The sequence below is a fragment of the Mycobacterium sp. 852002-51057_SCH5723018 genome (genome assembly GCF_001667035.1).
In the GTDB taxonomy this organism is placed as follows: domain Bacteria; phylum Actinomycetota; class Actinomycetes; order Mycobacteriales; family Mycobacteriaceae; genus Mycobacterium.
The window spans coordinates 1-17,390 of sequence record NZ_LZIR01000041.1 but is presented as its reverse complement, the minus strand read 5'-3'; the positions used below and the strand labels follow the sequence as shown (position 1 = coordinate 17,390).

The window sequence follows — 17,390 nt, the reverse complement described above, 5'->3', positions numbered from 1 at the left end:
GGGGGGTTTTACGTCTGCTGGGCCGAACTGCGGTGCGCTCTAGACGGGGTCGAACTTGGTGATCAGCCAATTGCCGTTGACGCGGGTCATGCTCACCAGCACGCTGCTGGCCGCCATCGCCGGGTCGGGCCTGTCCTTGCTTGTCGTGCTCTGGTCGACGAACACCAGAACCACGGCAGAATTCGGATGCAGTTCCGACAGCCCGGCGCCAATCACGCGGGCGGTGGTTTTCAACGACTTCTGTTTGGCCGCGGGAGCCACGATCTGGTCGGTGAACTGGTTGTAGTAGGACAGGAAGTCTCCAGAAAGGTGCGACTTGGCGTTGGCGAAGTCTTTGTCCAGCGACTCGGGGGAGTAGGACAGCAACGCAACCGTTCCGTCGGACGCCGCGTTGACCACCGTGCGCGCGACGCTGGGATCGGTCTGTCGATTTGGCTGGTACCGCTCGAAGTACAGCCACGCCGCCAGACCTCCGGATACCAGCAGCAGCAGGATCAGAATCACCGGAACGGGCTTCACCTTGTGCAGAGTGCGTGACCAGCCCCGCCGACCGCGTTGGATTCGCTTGGGGGAGCTATCGACTTCGGCGGGCACCTCGGCCACCGAGTCGTCGACCTCGGTTTCGTCCGCCCCTGCATCGTCCTCGACCGCCTCCGCCGTCGTGCTGGTTTCGGCGTCGCGGGTGTCATCGGTCATGGTACGAAGTCCACTTTCGACATCTTGTACTGTCCGCCTTCTTCGGTCACGGTTACCCGCAACCGCCACATGCGTGGTTCGTCCTTGGCGCCAGCGGAATTGGTGATCCGCGATGTGGCCGCAACCAATACGGATGCGGAATGTTCGTCCATGGACTCGAGGGCCGCCGCGGTGACCGTCCCCTGGGTAACCACTTTCGACTGCTCGACGACCGACGTGAAATCCTTTGCCCGCTGCTGGAAGTCGTCCCTGAACTGGCCGGTGGAGCTGTCGATCACTCGCTGGACGTCTTCCTTTGCTCGGTTGAAATCCAAGGAAATCATGTTGACGATGCCCTGCCTGGCCCCCGCGACAAAATTCGCTGCGCGGTGCTCACGCTGAGTGGCTTGACGGTCTTGCCACATCATGTATCCGCTGATCCCGGCAAAGGCGCAGATGAGGACGATCGCGACCACTTTAGAAGTCGTCGACAGGGACGGCAACCGGCGTCGCCCTCTGGCCAGTCGAGATCCCGGTTCGTCGGCCTCGACGGTCTGCTCGGGGGCAACCTCATCGGGCTCCGCATCGACATTTTCGACGGTTTCGTCCCCGCCTTGGTCGGCGTCCGGTGGTTGTTTGTCGGCCGCCTCGGCGGCCTCGGCGGCCTCGGCGACCTGTTCGGGCTCGGGGGCCTGTTCGGGCTCGGCGGCGTCGGATTCTGCCTCGGCCAGCGCCTCACGCCGCAGCCTGGCGGCGCGGGCGCGGGCACGCGCCGCGGCGGCGAGTGCTTCAGCTTCGGCGGCTTCCGCCTCGGCTTCTTCGAGCAACGCCATGGTCTCGGCCTTCGATGTGGCCGAGCGTTCTTGCGGTTCTTTCGCCTCAGCCATCGCGCTCACCACCCGTCCCCGTCATCGTCGACTGAACTCTGATCGCTCGTACTGTACTGCCCATTCCTGAGATCAGAGCTGCCCGCAAATCGCAAGGACAAGGGTGGTCGCGGCTACCATCGCACGAGCGAGAAAGGGTAGGTGTTGGTGCCGCCGGGTCCGCCGCCGCATCCCGTGTCGAATGTAGAAACCACCTGACCGGCCAGCGAGACCTCATCCCACGAATAGACATCATGGGAGGGGAAGAACTGGACCACGCAGCGCACGCCGTCGGGCACGTCGACGGTCATGGTGTAGCGGCCGTTGGACAGATGAGCATCTTCGGCGTAGGGCGCCGCTTGCCCGTTGGGCTGGGGTATCGCTTGAATCCGAACGCATCCCGGTTCGGGATGGTTGCATGGTCGAATCGACCAGATCCAGCTGTGGCCGGGGTCCCGGTTTGTGTCCACCCTGTAGTTGCCAACCTGCATCTCCGCGTGGGCGGTAGGCGTAAGAGTCACCGCGGCCATGGCAAGCCCAAGGCTCACCGTGAAAATCTTCACCGATGCGTCTCCCATCCCTGCACAGGCGTTTAGCCCAAATATAAGGCGCCGTCTCGCTGAACAGGCCTACTCGGAAAAAACGTGGCAGTCAACGGGCTGAAACACCTAGTCGATGACCGCCGCTTCCTTGCGTTCGGTGATCGGCCTGGCGAGTTCTTGCTCGTCGCAGATGCGTTGCAGCTTGTCCAGCGTCTCGTCGAGGCCTGCCCCGAGCCTGGGGCCCGGAGTGAAGGTGGCCGGCAGCTTACGCATGCCCTGAATGACGCCGATGGTCTCATAATGCACGGCGCCTTCGGGATCGCAGTGGTAGTCGGGCATCCTGTCGAGGACGGCGGTCAACATGGACTTGAACACCGTCCGCGCCACGTTGGAGCCGATGCAACGGTGCACGCCCAGGCCAAAGCTGAAGTGCCGGTTGCCTTTGCGGTCGAGGATGATTTTGTCGGGATCCTGAAACACCGATGGGTCGCGGTTCGCCATGGCCCACGAGATCCACAGTCGCTCACCTTCTTTGAAACGCATCCCGTCGAGTTCGACGTCGTCGGAGAAGGTCCGGCCATCGCCGGGCGCCGGGGTGAAGTAGCGCAGGAATTCTTCGGTCGCGGGGTCGAGCAGCGTGTCGCGGTACTTGCTGAGCAGTTCCCGTTGATCGGGGTTCTCCGAAAGCCATTCCAGCGAATGCGCCGTCAGGGCCGTCGTGGTGTCGAAGCCGCCGCCGATCAGCAATCCGAGATTGCCAAGGATCTCCAGGTCGGGGGCGGGCTGGCCGTCGATCCGCATTTCGAGCAGGGCGTTGACCACGCCCGGGCGCGGATGCTCGCGGATCTCGATCATGTTGTTGACCAGGTCGAGCCCCATCTGCCGGTGCATTTCGGTGACTCGCCGGATGTCGGGGGAGTGCTCGGGCGTATAGACAGCAGCATGGGTCGGCTCGCTGTACATCTTCCATTTCTTCAGCGGGATGCCCATGAGCGCCAGCGTCAGAACCGCCGGCACGATGTTAGCGAGATCGTCGACGAAGTCGATGCTGCCTCGCTCGATCCTTTCGTCGAGGCAGGCGCGCGTCACGTCGTCGACGAACGGCACCCACCGCTTGACCGCGGCCGGGGACAGGTAGGGGTTGAGCACGTTGCGGTAGGTGCGGTGCTCGGGGTCATCCATCTCCAGGATGCCGCCGCGCACGCCGTTGATGCGGCTGGCCGTCGGGATCGAAATGCCTTTGTAGCCACGGCGTTCGTCGTTGACGTCGTGATCGTTGGACACCGCCGGGCAGCGGGCCAGTTCGAACACCTCGTGGCTGCCGGCCGCCACCCAGTGTCCGCCGTAGGTGTCGCTCCAGGCCACCGGGCACCGGGTGTGCATCTCCTCGGTGATCGCCTTGAACTTCGAGCGGTACTCGGCGGAGTGCCGCTCGAATTGATATCGGATTCGCTTGCGATCGCCGTCACTGACGACGTCGTCGACACTCAAAGCGCTGTCTCCCTTTACGTTTCGTCAGTGATGATGATGGCCTGCTCGGGACAGGATTGTGCGGCTTCGCGAACCCGGTCCTCCCGGTCGGCGGGCACCAGCTCGTCGATCGCCGACGAGCTTCCGTCGATGTCACTGAGCTGGAAAGAATCCGGAGCGATCATCGAGCAGAGGGTGTGGCCCTGGCAGCGTTCTGAGTCAACCCAGACCTTCACGGCGTCTCCTTGCGATGGTTCTTTTCGGCTCAAGTTGTGGCGGTGCTCAGGTGTTTCGGCCGCCGTTGACGCCCAATATCTGACCCGTGATGTAACCGGCTTCCTCGGACACCAGGAAGGCGCACGCGGCGGCGATGTCTTCGGGCTTGCCCATCCGGCGCACCGGGGTCCGGGCGATGGTCTCGTCGATGTCGCCAAGGAACCCGTTTTTCTCGGCGGCGCGCAACATCGGGGTGTCGATGAATCCGGGCGGCACGGCGTTGACGGTGATGCCGCTGGGGCCGTACTCAAGTGCCAGTGATTTGGTGAGCCCGTTGACCGCGGACTTGGCCGCCACATAGTGAGCCATGTAGGGCGCGCCGGAATGCGTGCTCGATGATGAGATGTTGACGATCCGCCCCCAACCGGCCTCGACCATGTCCGGCAGGACCGCCTGAATCGTGTGGAAAACTCCGTTGAGGTTGACATCGATCACCCGGTGCCAGTCCTCGAAGGTGATGTTGTTGAAACGCTTGAACCCGTCGAGGCCCGCCGCGTTGACCAGAACCGCCACTGGGCCCAGTCGCGCGCGGATCGCCGATACCGCGGCGTCCACCTGCGATCGGTCGGTGACGTCGGCGGTAAACGCGAGATCGGCGTCCGACGGCCTGAGGTCGATGGTGGCGACGTCAAGGCCGTCGGCGCGCAAGCGCTGCGCTACAGCCTGACCGATGCCGGATCCGCCACCGGTGACAACCGCGGTCTTCACGTCGATCCTTCACTTTCCAACGGTGGGCCATCTCAGCCACAAAGAATCTCGCTTACGATTATGAGAACCCTACTCTCGGCCTCAAGCGCCATGCAACACGGGTACAAAACCACGCTCGGCCTGCGCTGCGAGGCTGATAAACGCAACTTTTGAGCTGGTCAGCCGCAGGTTCTTGATTCCTGTGACTTTCTTGAATTCTCGAGAGTCGAATGTAAGATTCGCCCGGGAGGAGAATGAAATTATCGTGACCGTCACCACAGTAAGGGGTAAGGAATGCCAGCGCAGGACACGGCCGAGGCCGCCTTGGGGACGACCTCAGGGACCATCGCCGATGCCGCGTCCGAGTCGCAGATCGACCACAGATTGCTGATCGACGGCCGGCTCCTGGGCGCGGGCAAGTCGTTCCCCTCGATCAATCCGGCCACAGGTGCGGTCATCGGGCATGCCCCGGACGCCGGCGTCGAGCAGGCCGAAGCGGCGATCGCGGCGGCCCGGCGCGCGTTCGACACGACAAGCTGGCCGACCGACGTCGCGCTGCGGATCCGTTGCCTGGACCAGCTGCACCGAGCCCTTGTCGAGCACGCCGAGGAATTGCGCCAGCTGACCATCGCCGAAGTCGGCGCCACCCGGGCGCTGACCCACGGCGCTCAGCTCGACGAGCCGATCAAGATCGTGCGTTTCTACGCCGACCTGCTGCGCAGCTACCAGTTCTCCGAAGACCTTGGCGAGATCGAATCGCGGGGCATGCGGCATCAGCGTTGGGTGGAAAAGGAAGCCGCAGGCGTGGTGGGCGCCATCATCGCCTACAACTATCCGAACCAGCTCGCGCTGGCCAAGCTGGCCCCGGCCCTGGCCGCCGGCTGCACCGTGGTGCTCAAGGGCGCGCCGGACACCCCCCTGGTCACGCTGGCCCTGGGTGAATTGATCGCCAACCACACCGATATCCCGCCCGGCGTGGTGAACGTGCTGACGTCCTCGGATGCCGCGGCCGGAGAGACGCTCACGGCCAGCCCCGACGTCGACGTCATCACCTTTACCGGGTCAACCGCGGTCGGCCGCCGGATCATGGCCGCCGCGAGCGACACCGTCAAGCGGGTCTTCCTGGAGTTGGGTGGCAAGTCGGCCGTGATCATGCTCGACGACGCCGATTTCGCCAGCGCCAGCATGTTCGCGGCGTTCAGCATGGTGACCCACGCCGGACAGGGCTGCGCGCTCACGTCGCGGCTGTTGGTGCCCAAGTCGCACCACGACGAAATCGTCGAACTGATCGCCCAGAACTTCGCCAAGGTGCGTCATGGCGATCCGGCCGATCCGAAAACGTTGATGGGGCCGCTGATCAACGAGCGCCAGCGCGACAAGGTCGACGGCATGGTCCAGCGCGCTATTGCCGCGGGGGCGACCCGGGTCACCGGCGGCAAGCGGTTGGATCCCGGCTACTTCTATGCCCCCACGTTGCTCACCAACGTCGACCCCGACAGCGAAATCGCCCAGGACGAGGTCTTCGGCCCGGTGCTCGTCGTCATCGCGTTCGACGATGACGACGACGCGGTGCGCATCGCCAACAACTCGATTTACGGGCTGGCCGGCGCGGTCTTCAGCCGCGACCAGGACCGGGCGCTGGCGGTGGCGCGGCGGATCCGCACCGGATCGTTTTCCATCAACGGCGGCAACTACTTCAGCGCGGACAGCCCGTTCGGGGGCTTCAAGCAATCCGGCATCGGCCGCGAGATGGGCGTCGCGGGGCTCGAGGAGTTCTTGGAGCGCAAGACATTTGCTGTTCCCGTTCTGGGGGCGCCCGCATGAGGCCGCTCGAGGGCATCCGCGTCCTGGAGGTCGCCATGTACGGGTTCGTCCCGTCGGCGGGTGCGGTGCTGGCCGAGTGGGGCGCCGATGTGGTCAAGGTCGAGCACGCCGTCACCGGTGACCCGCAGCGCGGACTGCGCCAGACCGGCATGTTGCGCGTCGAAGGCGACCCGAACCCCAACATCGAACACGCCAACCGCGGCAAGCGCAGCATCGGTCTGGATATGTCGGTGCCCGAGGGCAGGGAGGTTCTCTACGAGCTGGCCCGCCGGTCGGATGTGTTCCTGACCAGTTTCTTGCCCGACGCCCGGCAGAAGTTCGGCATCGACGTCGACGAGATTCGAGCGGTGAACCCGTCGATCGTCTACGCCCGGGGAAGCGCGCTCGGCCCGCGCGGCCAAGAGGCCACCAAAGGCGGCTACGACATGACCGCCTTCTGGTGCCGGGCCGGAACGGCGGCCACCATCACGCCGATGGGTTATGAGGGGATGATCAATCCGCCCGGGCCCGCCTACGGCGACACCATCTCCGGCACCAACCTCGCCGGCGGCATCGCGGCGGCCTTGCTCAAGCGCGAACGCACCGGAGAGCCGTCCGTCGTCGACGTGTCGCTGCTCGGCAGCGGCCTGTGGTCGCTTGGTCACACGGTGGCGCTGACAAAGCATCTCGGGCAGCGGCTGGAAGCGCCACCGCCCGGCATACATGGGTCGCCGGTCAACCCACTGGTGGGCGTCTACGCGACGTCCGACGGCCGCTACATCTCTTTGGTGATGATGCAGCCGACCAAGTTCTGGGCTGACGTGTGCCGGCACGTCGAGCTTCCCGAGCTGGCGGACGATCCACGGTTCGCCACTGCCGAAAGCATCGCCGCCCACACAGCCGACGCGGTGGAGATCTTGACCAAGGTGATCGCAACCCGCACGCTTGCCGAGTGGAGCGACCGCTTTGCCACGCTCGCCGGGCCCTGGGCACCGGTGCAGGACACGTTGCAGGCGGTGGACGACGCACAGATCCGCGCCAACGAGTATCTGGTTCGCGCAGGTGAACTCGACCTGGTCGCCAACCCGGTCCAGTTCGACGTTGCCGCGCCGCAGACGGGACCGGCGCCCGGATTCGCCGAGCAGACCGACGAGATCCTGATGGAAATCGGGCTCGATTGGGATCGCATCATCGAACTCAAGACGGCCGGCGCCGTCACATGAGTGCTGCAGGGATCGGACCCCCGCCTGAGATGTTCAAGCCGAACATGGGCTGTCCGATAACGGTTTTAAACTTTTCGTTCCCCCGGGACGCGGCATGAGTCATAATCGCCGGACGCTTCGAGACGAGGGATACCTCGTTTCGGGGCGCCAACTCACGCGAGAGAACGGAGGACTGGCGTGAGGATGGTAGCGGACGCCGCACTGGGCATAAAGCCCGAAACGTGGCTACCCGCTAGGCATTTCGCCGTCGGCGTCGCGCATTCGTCGCCGGCCCGGCCGATTTTTGAGACTACCGGTCTCGTGTTGCCGGAAGGATTTGACGCCCATGGCAGATAAGCGCGGCGACCGCTGGTCACCGGGATTGCCCTCGCTGAAATTGAAGGGGAGTCTCTCCGGGCCCATGCAGGCCGTCGGGGGTTTATTCGCGATGTCGGCGGACGCGATCAAGTTCGCGTTCCGCCGGCCCTTTCAGGCGCGCGAGTTCCTGGAACAGTCATGGTTTGTCGCCCGGGTCTCCCTGGCCCCGACAATATTGGTAGCCATCCCGTTCACCGTTCTGGTCAGCTTCACGCTCAACATCCTGCTGCGCGAACTAGGTGCGGCGGACCTGTCCGGTGCGGGTGCCGCGTTCGGCGCGGTCACTCAAGTCGGCCCCTTGGTCACGGTCTTGATCGTGGCGGGAGCCGGTGCCACGGCGATGTGCGCCGACCTCGGGGCGCGAACGATCCGTGAAGAAATCGACGCGATGGAGGTGCTGGGCATCAATCCGGTGCAACGGCTGGTGACGCCTCGCATGCTGGCCTCCGGGTTGGTCGCGATGTTGCTCAACAGCCTGGTCTGCATCATCGGCATCTTGGGCGGCTACGCCTTCTCGGTTTTTGTGCAAGACGTCAATCCCGGGGCCTTCGCCGCGGGCATCACCTTGCTGACCGGGGTGCCCGAAGTGATCATTTCCTGTGTCAAGGCAGCGCTTTTCGGCCTCATCGCCGGATTGGTCGCCTGCTATCGCGGCCTGATCATCAGCAGCGGCGGCGCCAAGGCCGTGGGCAACGCGGTGAACGAAACGGTGGTCTACGCGTTCATGTCGCTGTTCGTAGTCAACGTGGTTGTCACCGCGGTCGGCATCAAAATGACGGCGAAGTGACCCCGTGACGCTGCGAGCCGCCTATCCCAGGTTTTTCCGCCAACTCGAGCGGCCGGTCGCCTCGTTGGGGCGGATCGGCGACCACACACTGTTCTACAGCCGAGCGCTCGCCGGGATACCCTTCGCAGCCACCCACTACACACGCGAAGTCATCCGCCTCATCGCCGAGATCAGCATGGGCGCAGGCACTTTGGCGATGATCGGCGGAACCGTGGTGATTGTCGGCTTTTTGACGTTGGCCGCGGGCGGCACGCTGGCCATTCAGGGTTACACCTCGCTGGGCAATATCGGCATCGAGGCGCTAACCGGCTTTCTGGCGGCGTTCATCAATGTGCGTATCGCGGCACCGGTGGTCGCCGGGATCGGTTTGGCGGCGACCTTCGGTGCCGGGGTGACCGCTCAGTTGGGTGCGATGCGCATCAACGAAGAAATCGACGCGCTGGAAAGCATGGCCATTCGCCCGATTTCGTACCTGGTGAGCACCCGGATCCTGGCCGGAATGCTCGCGATCACGCCGTTGTACAGCATCGCTGTCATCTTGTCGTTCGTCGCCAGCCAGTTCACCACGACGTTTTTGCTCGGTCAGTCGGCGGGTTTGTACGAGCACTACTTCGACACGTTCCTGAACCCGCTCGACTTGTTGTGGTCGTTCCTGCAGGCAGTTCTCATGGCGTTGACCATTTTGCTGATTCATACCTACTACGGCTATTTCGCTTCCGGTGGACCATCCGGTGTCGGCAACGCGACCGGTAACGCGGTGCGCACCTCGCTCATCGTCGTGGTGTCGGTAACGCTGCTGGTTTCGCTTTCTATTTACGGTAGTAACGGCAACTTCAACCTGTCCGGGTAGCGGAGGAGGTGGGATCGCAGTGACGCAAAATGTGCCAGCGGGTCGTGGCTCATCCGCCGGCCGGCTACCGGGTACCGCCGCTGCGCGGGGAGCCACCCGGCAGGGGCCGCCGAGTTACCTAGCGCCCCTGCTCGGACTGACCACTGTCGTGGTCATCTGCGGAATTGTCGCCCTGGCGATAACGCTATTCCAGGGAGGATTCACCGAAACCGTGCCGGTGACCGTTATTTCGCAACGCGCCGGCCTGGTGATGAACCCGGACGCCAAGGTCAAGATGCGCGGCGTGCAGGTGGGCAGGGTCGCCTCCCCCATCGAAACGCTACCGAACGGCCAAGCGGCGATTCACCTCGACATGTACCCGTCGGACTTGCACTACATTCCCGCCAACGTGCTCGTGAACATCACGTCATCGACGGTGTTCGGCGCCAAGTTCGTTGAGCTGGTACCACCCGCCGACCCCTCGGCGCAGCGGCTCCACGCCGGCCAGACGCTGCAGGGCCAGCACGTGATGGTTGAGATCAACACGGTGTTTCAGCAATTGACGTCGGTGCTCGCCCAGATCGACCCGGCGAAGCTCAACGAGGCACTGGGCGCGCTGGCAAAAGCGTTCAGTGGGCGGGGCGCAAAGCTTGGCCAATCGCTGAGCGACTTGGATTCGTTTCTGGCCAACCTGGAGCCGAGCCTCCCCGCATTGAGTCGCGACCTCGCGCTCTTGCCGGCTGTGTCCAACGCCTATGCCGACGCGGCACCGGATCTGGTGAGGACGGTCAGTAACGCGAGCCGGATCAGCCAGACGATCGTCGACGAGCAGCACAACCTGGATGCGCTGCTGATCAGCGCTATCGGCTTGGCCGACATCGGCAACGACGTCTTGTCGACGAACCGCAAACCGCTTACGGATGTGCTGCATCTGCTGGTGCCGACCACCGACCTGACCAGCCAGTACCACGAGGTGTTCACCTGTGGTTTCGGCGGGCTCATACAGATTGGGCACAATCCGCCGTTGTCGGAACCGAGCATCAACATCTCGGCAAGTCTCACGTGGGGCGGCGAACGTTATCGATACCCGACGAACTTGCCCAAGGTCGCGGCCACGGGTGGCCCGCGGTGCCTGGGCCTGCCGAAGCTGCCGTTCAATACGAATCCGCCGCAACTGATCACAGATATCGGTGCCGACCCGGTGGGGTATGGAAACCCACAGCTGCTGATCAACTCCGATCTCCTCAAGCAGCTGTTGTACGGGCCGATCGCCGGCCCACCGCGCAACTCCGCTCAGATCGGACAACCCGGATGAGGACGCGCGCCACGCTGATCAAGTTCGCGATCTTCGTGGTCGTGATGTCGGTGCTGACCGCTTTCCTGTTTTTCATCTTCGGCCAGTACAGAACGGGTTCGACGACCGGGTATTCGGCGGTGTTCGCCGACGTGTCGCGTCTCAAATCGGGGCAATCGGTGCGGGTCGCCGGGATCCGGGTGGGCACGATCAAAGGCGTTTCGCTGCGGCCCGACAAAAAAGTCGTGGTGAAGTTCGACGCCGACCGCAATGTCGTCCTCACCGAAGGCACCAGGGCGTCGGTCCGCTATCTCAACCTGGTGGGCGATCGCTACCTCGAGCTCGCCGATGGCCCGGGCTCGACCAAGCGTCTGCCGGCCGGCGGTCAGATTCCCGTCGACCGCACCGCGCCGGCGCTGGACCTCGATCTGCTGCTCGGCGGACTGAAACCCGTTATTCAGGGCCTGAATGCGCAGGACGTCAACGCGCTGACCTCGGCGTTGTTGCAGGTCTTCCAGGGCCAGGGCGGAACTCTCGAGTCGCTGTTCGCCAAGACCACATCGTTTTCGAATGCCTTGGCCGACAACGATCAAACCGTGCAGCAACTGATCGACAACCTGAACGTCGTGGTCGGCACGCTTTCCAAGGACGGCACCAAGTTCTCCGGCGCAATCGATCGCCTCGAACGGCTTGTCAGCGGCCTGTCGGACGATCGCGACACCATCGGCGCCGCCATCGACTCCCTGGACAAGGGGACCGCCTCGCTGGCAGACCTGCTGACCAACGCGCGGCCGCCGCTGTCCGGCACCATAGACCAGCTCAGCAGGCTGGCGCCGATACTCGATTCGGACAAGGACCGCCTCGACGCCGCAATCCAGAAGGCGCCGAAGAACTACCGCAAGCTGACGCGACTCGGAGTATTCGGCGCCACCATCCCGTACTACATCTGCGAGATAACGCTCCGTGGCACGGATCTTCAGGGCAAGACGGTGGTAGCCCCCTGGTTCAGGTCAGATGCTGGAAGGTGCACGGAACCCTAATGCTTAAGTATCGCGGAGCGGGGCTCGTCAAGGCCGGACTCATCGGCGCTGTCCTGATCGTGCTCGTCATCCTGGTGGGCCTGTCGCCGGAACGGTTGCTGTCGTGGGCGACAGCGGTCCGATACCAGGCGCTGTTTTCGGAAGCCGGCGGCCTTGCGGTGGGCAACCCCGTCACGGTGTCGGGGTTGAAAGTCGGCACGGTGTCGGACATGTCGCTGCGCAACGGCGATGCTTTGGTGACGTTCTCGATGAAAGGCAACATCCTGCTCGGGTCGGAGACTACCGCGCACATCCGCACCGGCACGCTGCTGGGCGAGCGGATGCTGACGTTGGAGTCCGCCGGTAGCCGCACGATGCATCCGATGGCTGTCATCCCGGTCTCGCGCACATCCTCGCCCTACTCCTTGACGGAAGCGGTCAGCGACCTCACATCGAACACCGCCGGAACCAACACCCAGTCGCTGAACCAGTCGCTCGATACGCTGTCGGCGACGCTCAACCAGATTGCACCCCAACTGGGGCCGACCTTCGACGCGCTCACCCGGTTGTCACGCACCCTCAACGGCCGCAACCAGACCCTGGGTGACCTATTCAAGAGTGCCAGCGACGTCACCGGGGTCCTATCCGAACGCAGCCAGCAGGTCAACAAGCTCATCCTCAATTCCGACGATCTGCTCCGGGTCCTGGCGGCGCGCCGACAAGAGATCGTGGACCTGCTGGCCAACACGTCGGCGGTGGCCAGGCAGCTGACGGGATTGGTGCACGACAACGAAAGCAAATTGGCGCCGACGCTCGAGAAGCTGAATTCCGTGACCGCGATGCTGGAAAAGAACCGCGACAACATCTCCAAATCGCTGCCGGGTCTCGCGAAATTCGAGGTCACGGTCGGTGAGGCCATCTCCAGCATGTACGCCTACTCGGCGTTCGTCCCGAACTTCCTTATCCCGCAACTCTTCCAACCGTTCCTTGACTACCTCTGGGGATTCCGCACCTTCGACACGGCTCGCGGTCCCGGCTTCCCTTCGCCGGTACCTCGGTCGCTGATCCCCTGGCCGTACAACGGTATTCCGGTGTGCCCTGGCTGTACGTTGGGCGGAAGGATCGGAGGATCACAATGACCTCCCGGACCTCCCGGATCTCCCGGATCCCGCGCAACAGGCTTGCGACCGTGGCGGCGGTTGTCCTGGTCGGGCTCCTCGTTGCCGGCACGGCCGTGCTCGTCCGTAATACGTTCTTTCGGCCGAAGACGATTACCGCCTATTTCACCACGACCACGGCGATCTATCCCGGTGACGAGGTGCGGGTCTCGGGCGTCAAAGTCGGCAGCATCAAGTCGATTCACCCAGCGGGCACCGTAGCCAAGATGACCCTCAAAGTCGACCAGGGCGTGCCCATTCCGGCGGGCGCGAAAGCGGTCATCGTCGCCTCGAACCTGGTGGCCGCCCGCTACGTCGAACTGACTCCCGCCTACCGGTCCAGCGGCCCGGTCATGCCGGACGGCGGGGTGATACCGGTCGAACGCACCGCGGTGCCCGTCGAGTGGGATGAGGTCAAGACCCAGTTGATGCGGCTGGCAACGGATTTGGGACCGAAGAGTGGGGTATCGGACACGTCGGTGGGCCGGTTCATCGACAGCGCCGCCAATGCACTCGAGGGCAATGGCGACAAGCTGCGGCAAACGCTCGGCCAATTGTCGGGGGTGGGCCGGATCCTGGCCAACGGCAGCGGGAACATCGTCGACATCATCAAGAATCTGCAGATCTTCGTCACGGCGCTGCGCGACAGCAACACCCAGATCGTGCAGTTCAACGACCGCCTGGCCACGCTCACCAGCGTGGTCAACGACAGCAGGTCTGACCTGGACGCCGCGCTGACCGATCTGTCGACGGCGGTCGGCGAGGTGCAACGATTCATCGCCGGGACTCGCAACCAGGCCAGCGAGCAGGTTGCCCGGTTGGCCGACGTCACGCAGATCCTGGTCGATCAGCACATGGCTCTGGAGAACATTCTGCACGCGTCGCCGAACGCGCTCGGTAACTTCTTCAACGACTACAATGCCGATACCGGAACGATCGTGGGCGGGTTCGGGATCATGGATTTCGCGAATCCCGTGGCCTCGGGTTTGCTTCTTCCGCTGCCCGTTCCGGGCTGCTCGCAAATCGGCGCCGTCGAGAATGTGACCGCGGTCGAAACGGCCAAGCTGTGCACCCTGTTTCTCGGTCCCGGTTTGCGCCTGCTCAACTTCAACAGTCTGCCGATTCCCATCAACATCTTCCTGCAGAAGTCGGTGGACCCTTCCAAGATCGTCTACACCGAGCAACGCCTGGCCCCGGGCGGCGAGGGCCCGAAACCGGGACCACCCGAGATCCCGCCCGCGGTGTCGGCCTACACCGGTCTGCCCGGTGATCCCGTCGGACCGCCGGGGGCGGTGCCGCCAGCGCGGATACCGGGCGCGGCGATGCCGCTGCCGCCCCCACCGACGACACCGATGGAACCCCCACCGCCACCACCGGCGCCGAGCGTGTCGGGCATGCTGCTGCCGGCCGAAGGGCAGCAACCATGACCGCCCGGGTACGAGTGCCGGGGCGGCGGGTGCTCGCCATTTCGTCCTGCGTCATGCTGACGGTGACGGGATGCGCCTTCCACGGCCTGAACTCATTACCCTTGCCCGGTGCGGTCGGACGCGGGCCGGGTGCCAACATCTACCACGTCGAGGTCCCGAATGTCGGTACGATGGAGTCGAATTCGCCGGTGATGATCGACGACGTCGTCGTCGGCAGCGTCGGCACGATGAGGGTGCAAGGCTGGCACGCCGACGTCGAGATTTCTGTAAAGCGCGATGTCGTCGTCCCGGCCAACGTGGTAGCCAGCGTCGGTCAGACCAGCCTGCTGGGGTCGATGCATCTGGAGCTCAATACGCCGCTCGGCCAACCGGGGAGCGGACGGCTGCAGCCGGGCGCCACCATCCCGCTGAGCCGGTCATCGAACTACCCGTCGACCGAGCAGACGCTGTCGTCGCTGGGGGCGGTCGTCAACGGCGGGGGCCTCGGACAGATCGGGGAGATCATCCACAATTTCACCGCTGCGCTGTCCGGGCGTGAGGGCGCCGTACGTGATCTCCTTACTCGCCTCGACACGTTCGTGGGAACACTCGACCAACAGCGGGACAACATCGTCGCCTCGATCCAGGCGCTGAACCGGCTTTCCGCCACATTCGCCGGACAACGCGACGTTCTCACCCAGGCGCTGCGCAAGGTACCGCCCGCGCTCGAAGTGCTGATCAGGGAGCGGCCGCGCTTGACGACCGCCCTGGACAAACTCCGCGTCTTCAGCAACACCGCCACCCGGCTGATCAACGACACCCAGGCCGACCTGGTCACGAACCTCAAAAACTTGGAACCGACCATCCGCGCGCTCGCCGACGTCGGACCGGAACTCGGCACGGCACTTGCGGCGGCGTTCGTGTTCCCGTTCACCCAGAACTTCGTCGACCGAGCGGTCCGAGGCGACTACTTCAACCTGCATGTCGACTTGGACCTGACGATTCCACGGCTCAAGCGGGGACTGATGTTGGGGACCCACTGGGGGCAGCTGGACCAACCGGAGGTACCGGCACCCGGGGACCCGTATTACTTGAATTACACGCTGGATCCATTGCACGCCGCCACGAGGCCACCGTGGGTCGGTGCCCCGCTGCCCGGGCCTCCGCCAGCCGCGGCACCGGCGCCCGGTGCCCCGCTGCCCGGGCCCGCGCCAACCACGGCGCCGGGGCCCGACGCGGGTCTTGGCCAAACGCCGCCGCCCCCACCGGCACCGACGGACGGCGGCGGATAGATGCTGACGCGCTTCGTTCGGATCCAGCTGGTGATTTTCACGATCGTCGGGACCATTGGCGTGATCGCGATGGTTCTCTTCTACATCCAAGCGCCGACCCTGCTGGGCATCGGTCGGATCACGGTCACGCTGGAACTGCCGGCTACCGGCGGCCTGTACCGGTTTTCGAACGTGACCTACCGCGGGGTGCAGCTCGGTAAGGTCACGGCGGTGGCGTTGACGCCGACCGGCGCGAAAGCGACGCTGTCGCTTGGCACTTCACCCAAGGTGCCCGCCGACCTGGAAGCGGAGGTGCACAGTGTCTCCGCGGTCGGCGAACAGTACGTGGACTTGCGACCCAGAACCGATTCGCCGCCCTACCTGCACGACGGCTCAGTAATCGCCGTGCGCGACACGGCGATTCCGCAACCGGTCGGGCCGATGCTCGATCAGGTCAGTGCCTTGGTCAACAGCATCCCGAAGACCAAACTCGGCCAGTTGCTCGACGAGTCCTTCCAGGGCTTCAACGGAACCGGCTACGACCTGGGGTCACTGTTCGACTCCTCGTCCACGATCTCCCGCGATGCGAATGGCGTCGTCGATCGCACCCGCACCCTCACCGAAGACACTGGGCCGCTTTTGGATTCGCAAGCACGCACCACCGATTCGATCAGAACGTGGGCGCATAGCCTCGCCGGCATCTCGGACGTCCTGGTGAACGACGATTCCCAGTTTCGCACCCTGCTACGAAACGGTCCCGAGGCCGCGAACGAAGCGTCCCGACTGCTCGAACAAATCAAACCGACGCTGCCGGTGTTGCTTGCCAACCTGACGACCATCGGGCAGATCGCGGTCACCTATCACCCATCGCTGGAGCAGCTGCTGGTGTTGCTGCCGTCGGCGGTTGCTATCGAGCAAGCTGCCGGCCCCACGAACCATCCGGACGGTCGGGCCGTCGGTGACTTCGCACTCACGATCGACGATCCGCCCATTTGCACGGTCGGCTTCTTGCCGCCGAGCCAATGGCGATCCCCGGCCGACACCAGCGACATGGACACACCAGACGGGCTTTATTGCAAACTCCCGCAGGATTCACCGCTCTCGGTTCGCGGCGCCCGCAACTATCCATGCATGGGTCATCCCGGCAAACGCGCGCCCACGGTCGAAATCTGCAACAGCGACAAGCCGTACATGCCGCTGGCGATGCGCCAGCATGTTCTGGGCCCCTCCCCGCTGGATCCGAACCTGCTCTCCCAGGGCATCCCGCCCGATGACCGGGTTACCGTCAACAACAGGATCTTTGGCCCGGTCGAGGGAACGCCACTGCCGCCGGGGGCGGTGCCGCGCGGCACACCGCCGGGGCCGCGGGGCGCGTATGGACCACCCGGACCGGGATACGCTGCGCCGCCGGTGCCGTCATCGGGGCCAACGCTGGCACCCTTGTCGCCAATGTCGGCTGACCTTCCGCCCATCGCGCCACTCGACGTCCCCTCGGCGGGAGAACTCCCCGCCCCGTCTTAGGCGGTGTCGCCGTCGCGAGATCCGACTGCTGGTACAGCTTTCCGTCCGGGCCGACATAGCGACCGGTACGCGGGTCGTAGTGGGCGACCGCGATCGACGGCACCGGTTTACCGGCTCCCCCACCGAATGAGCTTGGGGCAGCCTGCGGCCCTTCACCATTGGCCGTGCCGGGTGGCGCGGCATCGGGAGGGGGGGGGGGGGCGGGCG

General features: G+C 64.5%; 15 protein-coding genes and 1 pseudogene. 10 read left to right on the top strand and 6 right to left on the bottom strand.

Annotation, left to right across the window (positions count from 1 at the left end; all coding sequences use genetic code 11):
- Window positions 1-39 precede the first annotated feature (39 nt).
- The 6 genes from A5764_RS09955 to A5764_RS09930 form a co-directional block, all read right to left on the bottom strand.
- Window positions 40-696 (bottom strand): hypothetical protein, encoded by a 657-nt coding sequence (locus A5764_RS09955; protein ID WP_156664602.1) that lies wholly within the window; start codon window positions 694-696, stop codon window positions 40-42.
- A complete protein-coding gene (locus tag A5764_RS09950) occupies window positions 693-1,562 on the bottom strand; it encodes a hypothetical protein (protein ID WP_067112581.1) in 870 nt (289 codons plus the stop codon). The genes A5764_RS09955 and A5764_RS09950 overlap by 4 nt, the downstream gene beginning before the upstream one ends.
- A gap of 113 nt (window positions 1,563-1,675) precedes the next feature.
- Entirely contained in the window at window positions 1,676-2,119 is a 444-nt protein-coding gene (locus A5764_RS09945; protein ID WP_082951623.1) for a hypothetical protein, read from the bottom strand.
- 90 nt (window positions 2,120-2,209) lie between these two features.
- Window positions 2,210-3,574: a cytochrome P450 gene (locus A5764_RS09940; RefSeq protein WP_067112397.1), complete on the bottom strand. Its 1,365-nt coding sequence runs from the start codon at window positions 3,572-3,574 to the stop codon at window positions 2,210-2,212.
- Between the two features lie 14 nt (window positions 3,575-3,588).
- Complete coding sequence (locus A5764_RS09935; RefSeq protein ID WP_067112394.1) at window positions 3,589-3,789, bottom strand: ferredoxin; 201 nt, start codon at window positions 3,787-3,789, stop codon at window positions 3,589-3,591.
- Window positions 3,790-3,835: 46 nt separating this feature from the next.
- On the bottom strand, window positions 3,836-4,537 hold the full coding sequence (locus tag A5764_RS09930; RefSeq protein WP_067112391.1) for an SDR family NAD(P)-dependent oxidoreductase: 702 nt from the start codon (window positions 4,535-4,537) through the stop codon (window positions 3,836-3,838).
- A gap of 273 nt (window positions 4,538-4,810) precedes the next feature.
- On the opposite strand from A5764_RS09930, the gene A5764_RS09925 reads away from it, so the two are divergent.
- The 10 genes and pseudogenes from A5764_RS09925 to A5764_RS09880 all read left to right on the top strand — a co-directional run.
- Complete coding sequence (locus A5764_RS09925) at window positions 4,811-6,340, top strand: aldehyde dehydrogenase family protein (RefSeq protein ID WP_067112389.1); 1,530 nt, start codon at window positions 4,811-4,813, stop codon at window positions 6,338-6,340.
- Window positions 6,337-7,542: a CaiB/BaiF CoA-transferase family protein gene (locus tag A5764_RS09920; RefSeq protein ID WP_067112385.1), complete on the top strand. Its 1,206-nt coding sequence runs from the start codon at window positions 6,337-6,339 to the stop codon at window positions 7,540-7,542. The genes A5764_RS09925 and A5764_RS09920 overlap by 4 nt, the downstream gene beginning before the upstream one ends.
- 325 nt (window positions 7,543-7,867) lie before the next feature.
- Window positions 7,868-8,686 carry an ABC transporter permease gene (locus tag A5764_RS09915; protein ID WP_067112382.1) on the top strand — a complete coding sequence of 273 codons (819 nt, stop codon included), beginning with the start codon at window positions 7,868-7,870 and terminating at the stop codon, window positions 8,684-8,686.
- Window positions 8,687-8,690: 4 nt separating this feature from the next.
- Window positions 8,691-9,536, top strand: a complete 846-nt coding sequence (locus A5764_RS09910) for an ABC transporter permease (RefSeq protein ID WP_067112379.1) — start codon at window positions 8,691-8,693, stop codon at window positions 9,534-9,536.
- A 19-nt stretch (window positions 9,537-9,555) separates the two neighbouring features.
- Entirely contained in the window at window positions 9,556-10,830 is a 1,275-nt protein-coding gene (locus A5764_RS09905) for an MCE family protein (RefSeq protein ID WP_067112376.1), read from the top strand.
- Window positions 10,827-11,849, top strand: coding sequence for an MCE family protein (locus A5764_RS09900; protein ID WP_067112372.1), 1,023 nt, complete (start codon window positions 10,827-10,829; stop codon window positions 11,847-11,849). Before A5764_RS09905 ends, A5764_RS09900 begins: the two co-directional genes overlap by 4 nt.
- Window positions 11,849-12,967 (top strand): MCE family protein, encoded by a 1,119-nt coding sequence (locus A5764_RS09895; protein WP_067112369.1) that lies wholly within the window; start codon window positions 11,849-11,851, stop codon window positions 12,965-12,967. The genes A5764_RS09900 and A5764_RS09895 overlap by 1 nt, the downstream gene beginning before the upstream one ends.
- Window positions 12,964-14,412, top strand: a complete 1,449-nt coding sequence (locus A5764_RS09890) for an MCE family protein (RefSeq protein ID WP_067112366.1) — start codon at window positions 12,964-12,966, stop codon at window positions 14,410-14,412. Before A5764_RS09895 ends, A5764_RS09890 begins: the two co-directional genes overlap by 4 nt.
- Before the next feature lie 53 nt (window positions 14,413-14,465).
- Window positions 14,466-15,683, top strand: a complete 1,218-nt coding sequence (locus A5764_RS09885) for an MCE family protein (RefSeq protein WP_231989667.1) — start codon at window positions 14,466-14,468, stop codon at window positions 15,681-15,683.
- Window positions 15,684-17,177 (top strand): annotated as a pseudogene (locus A5764_RS09880) (MCE family protein); the annotation flags it as partial. It abuts the gene before it with no gap.
- Between the last annotated feature and the right edge of the window lie 213 nt (window positions 17,178-17,390).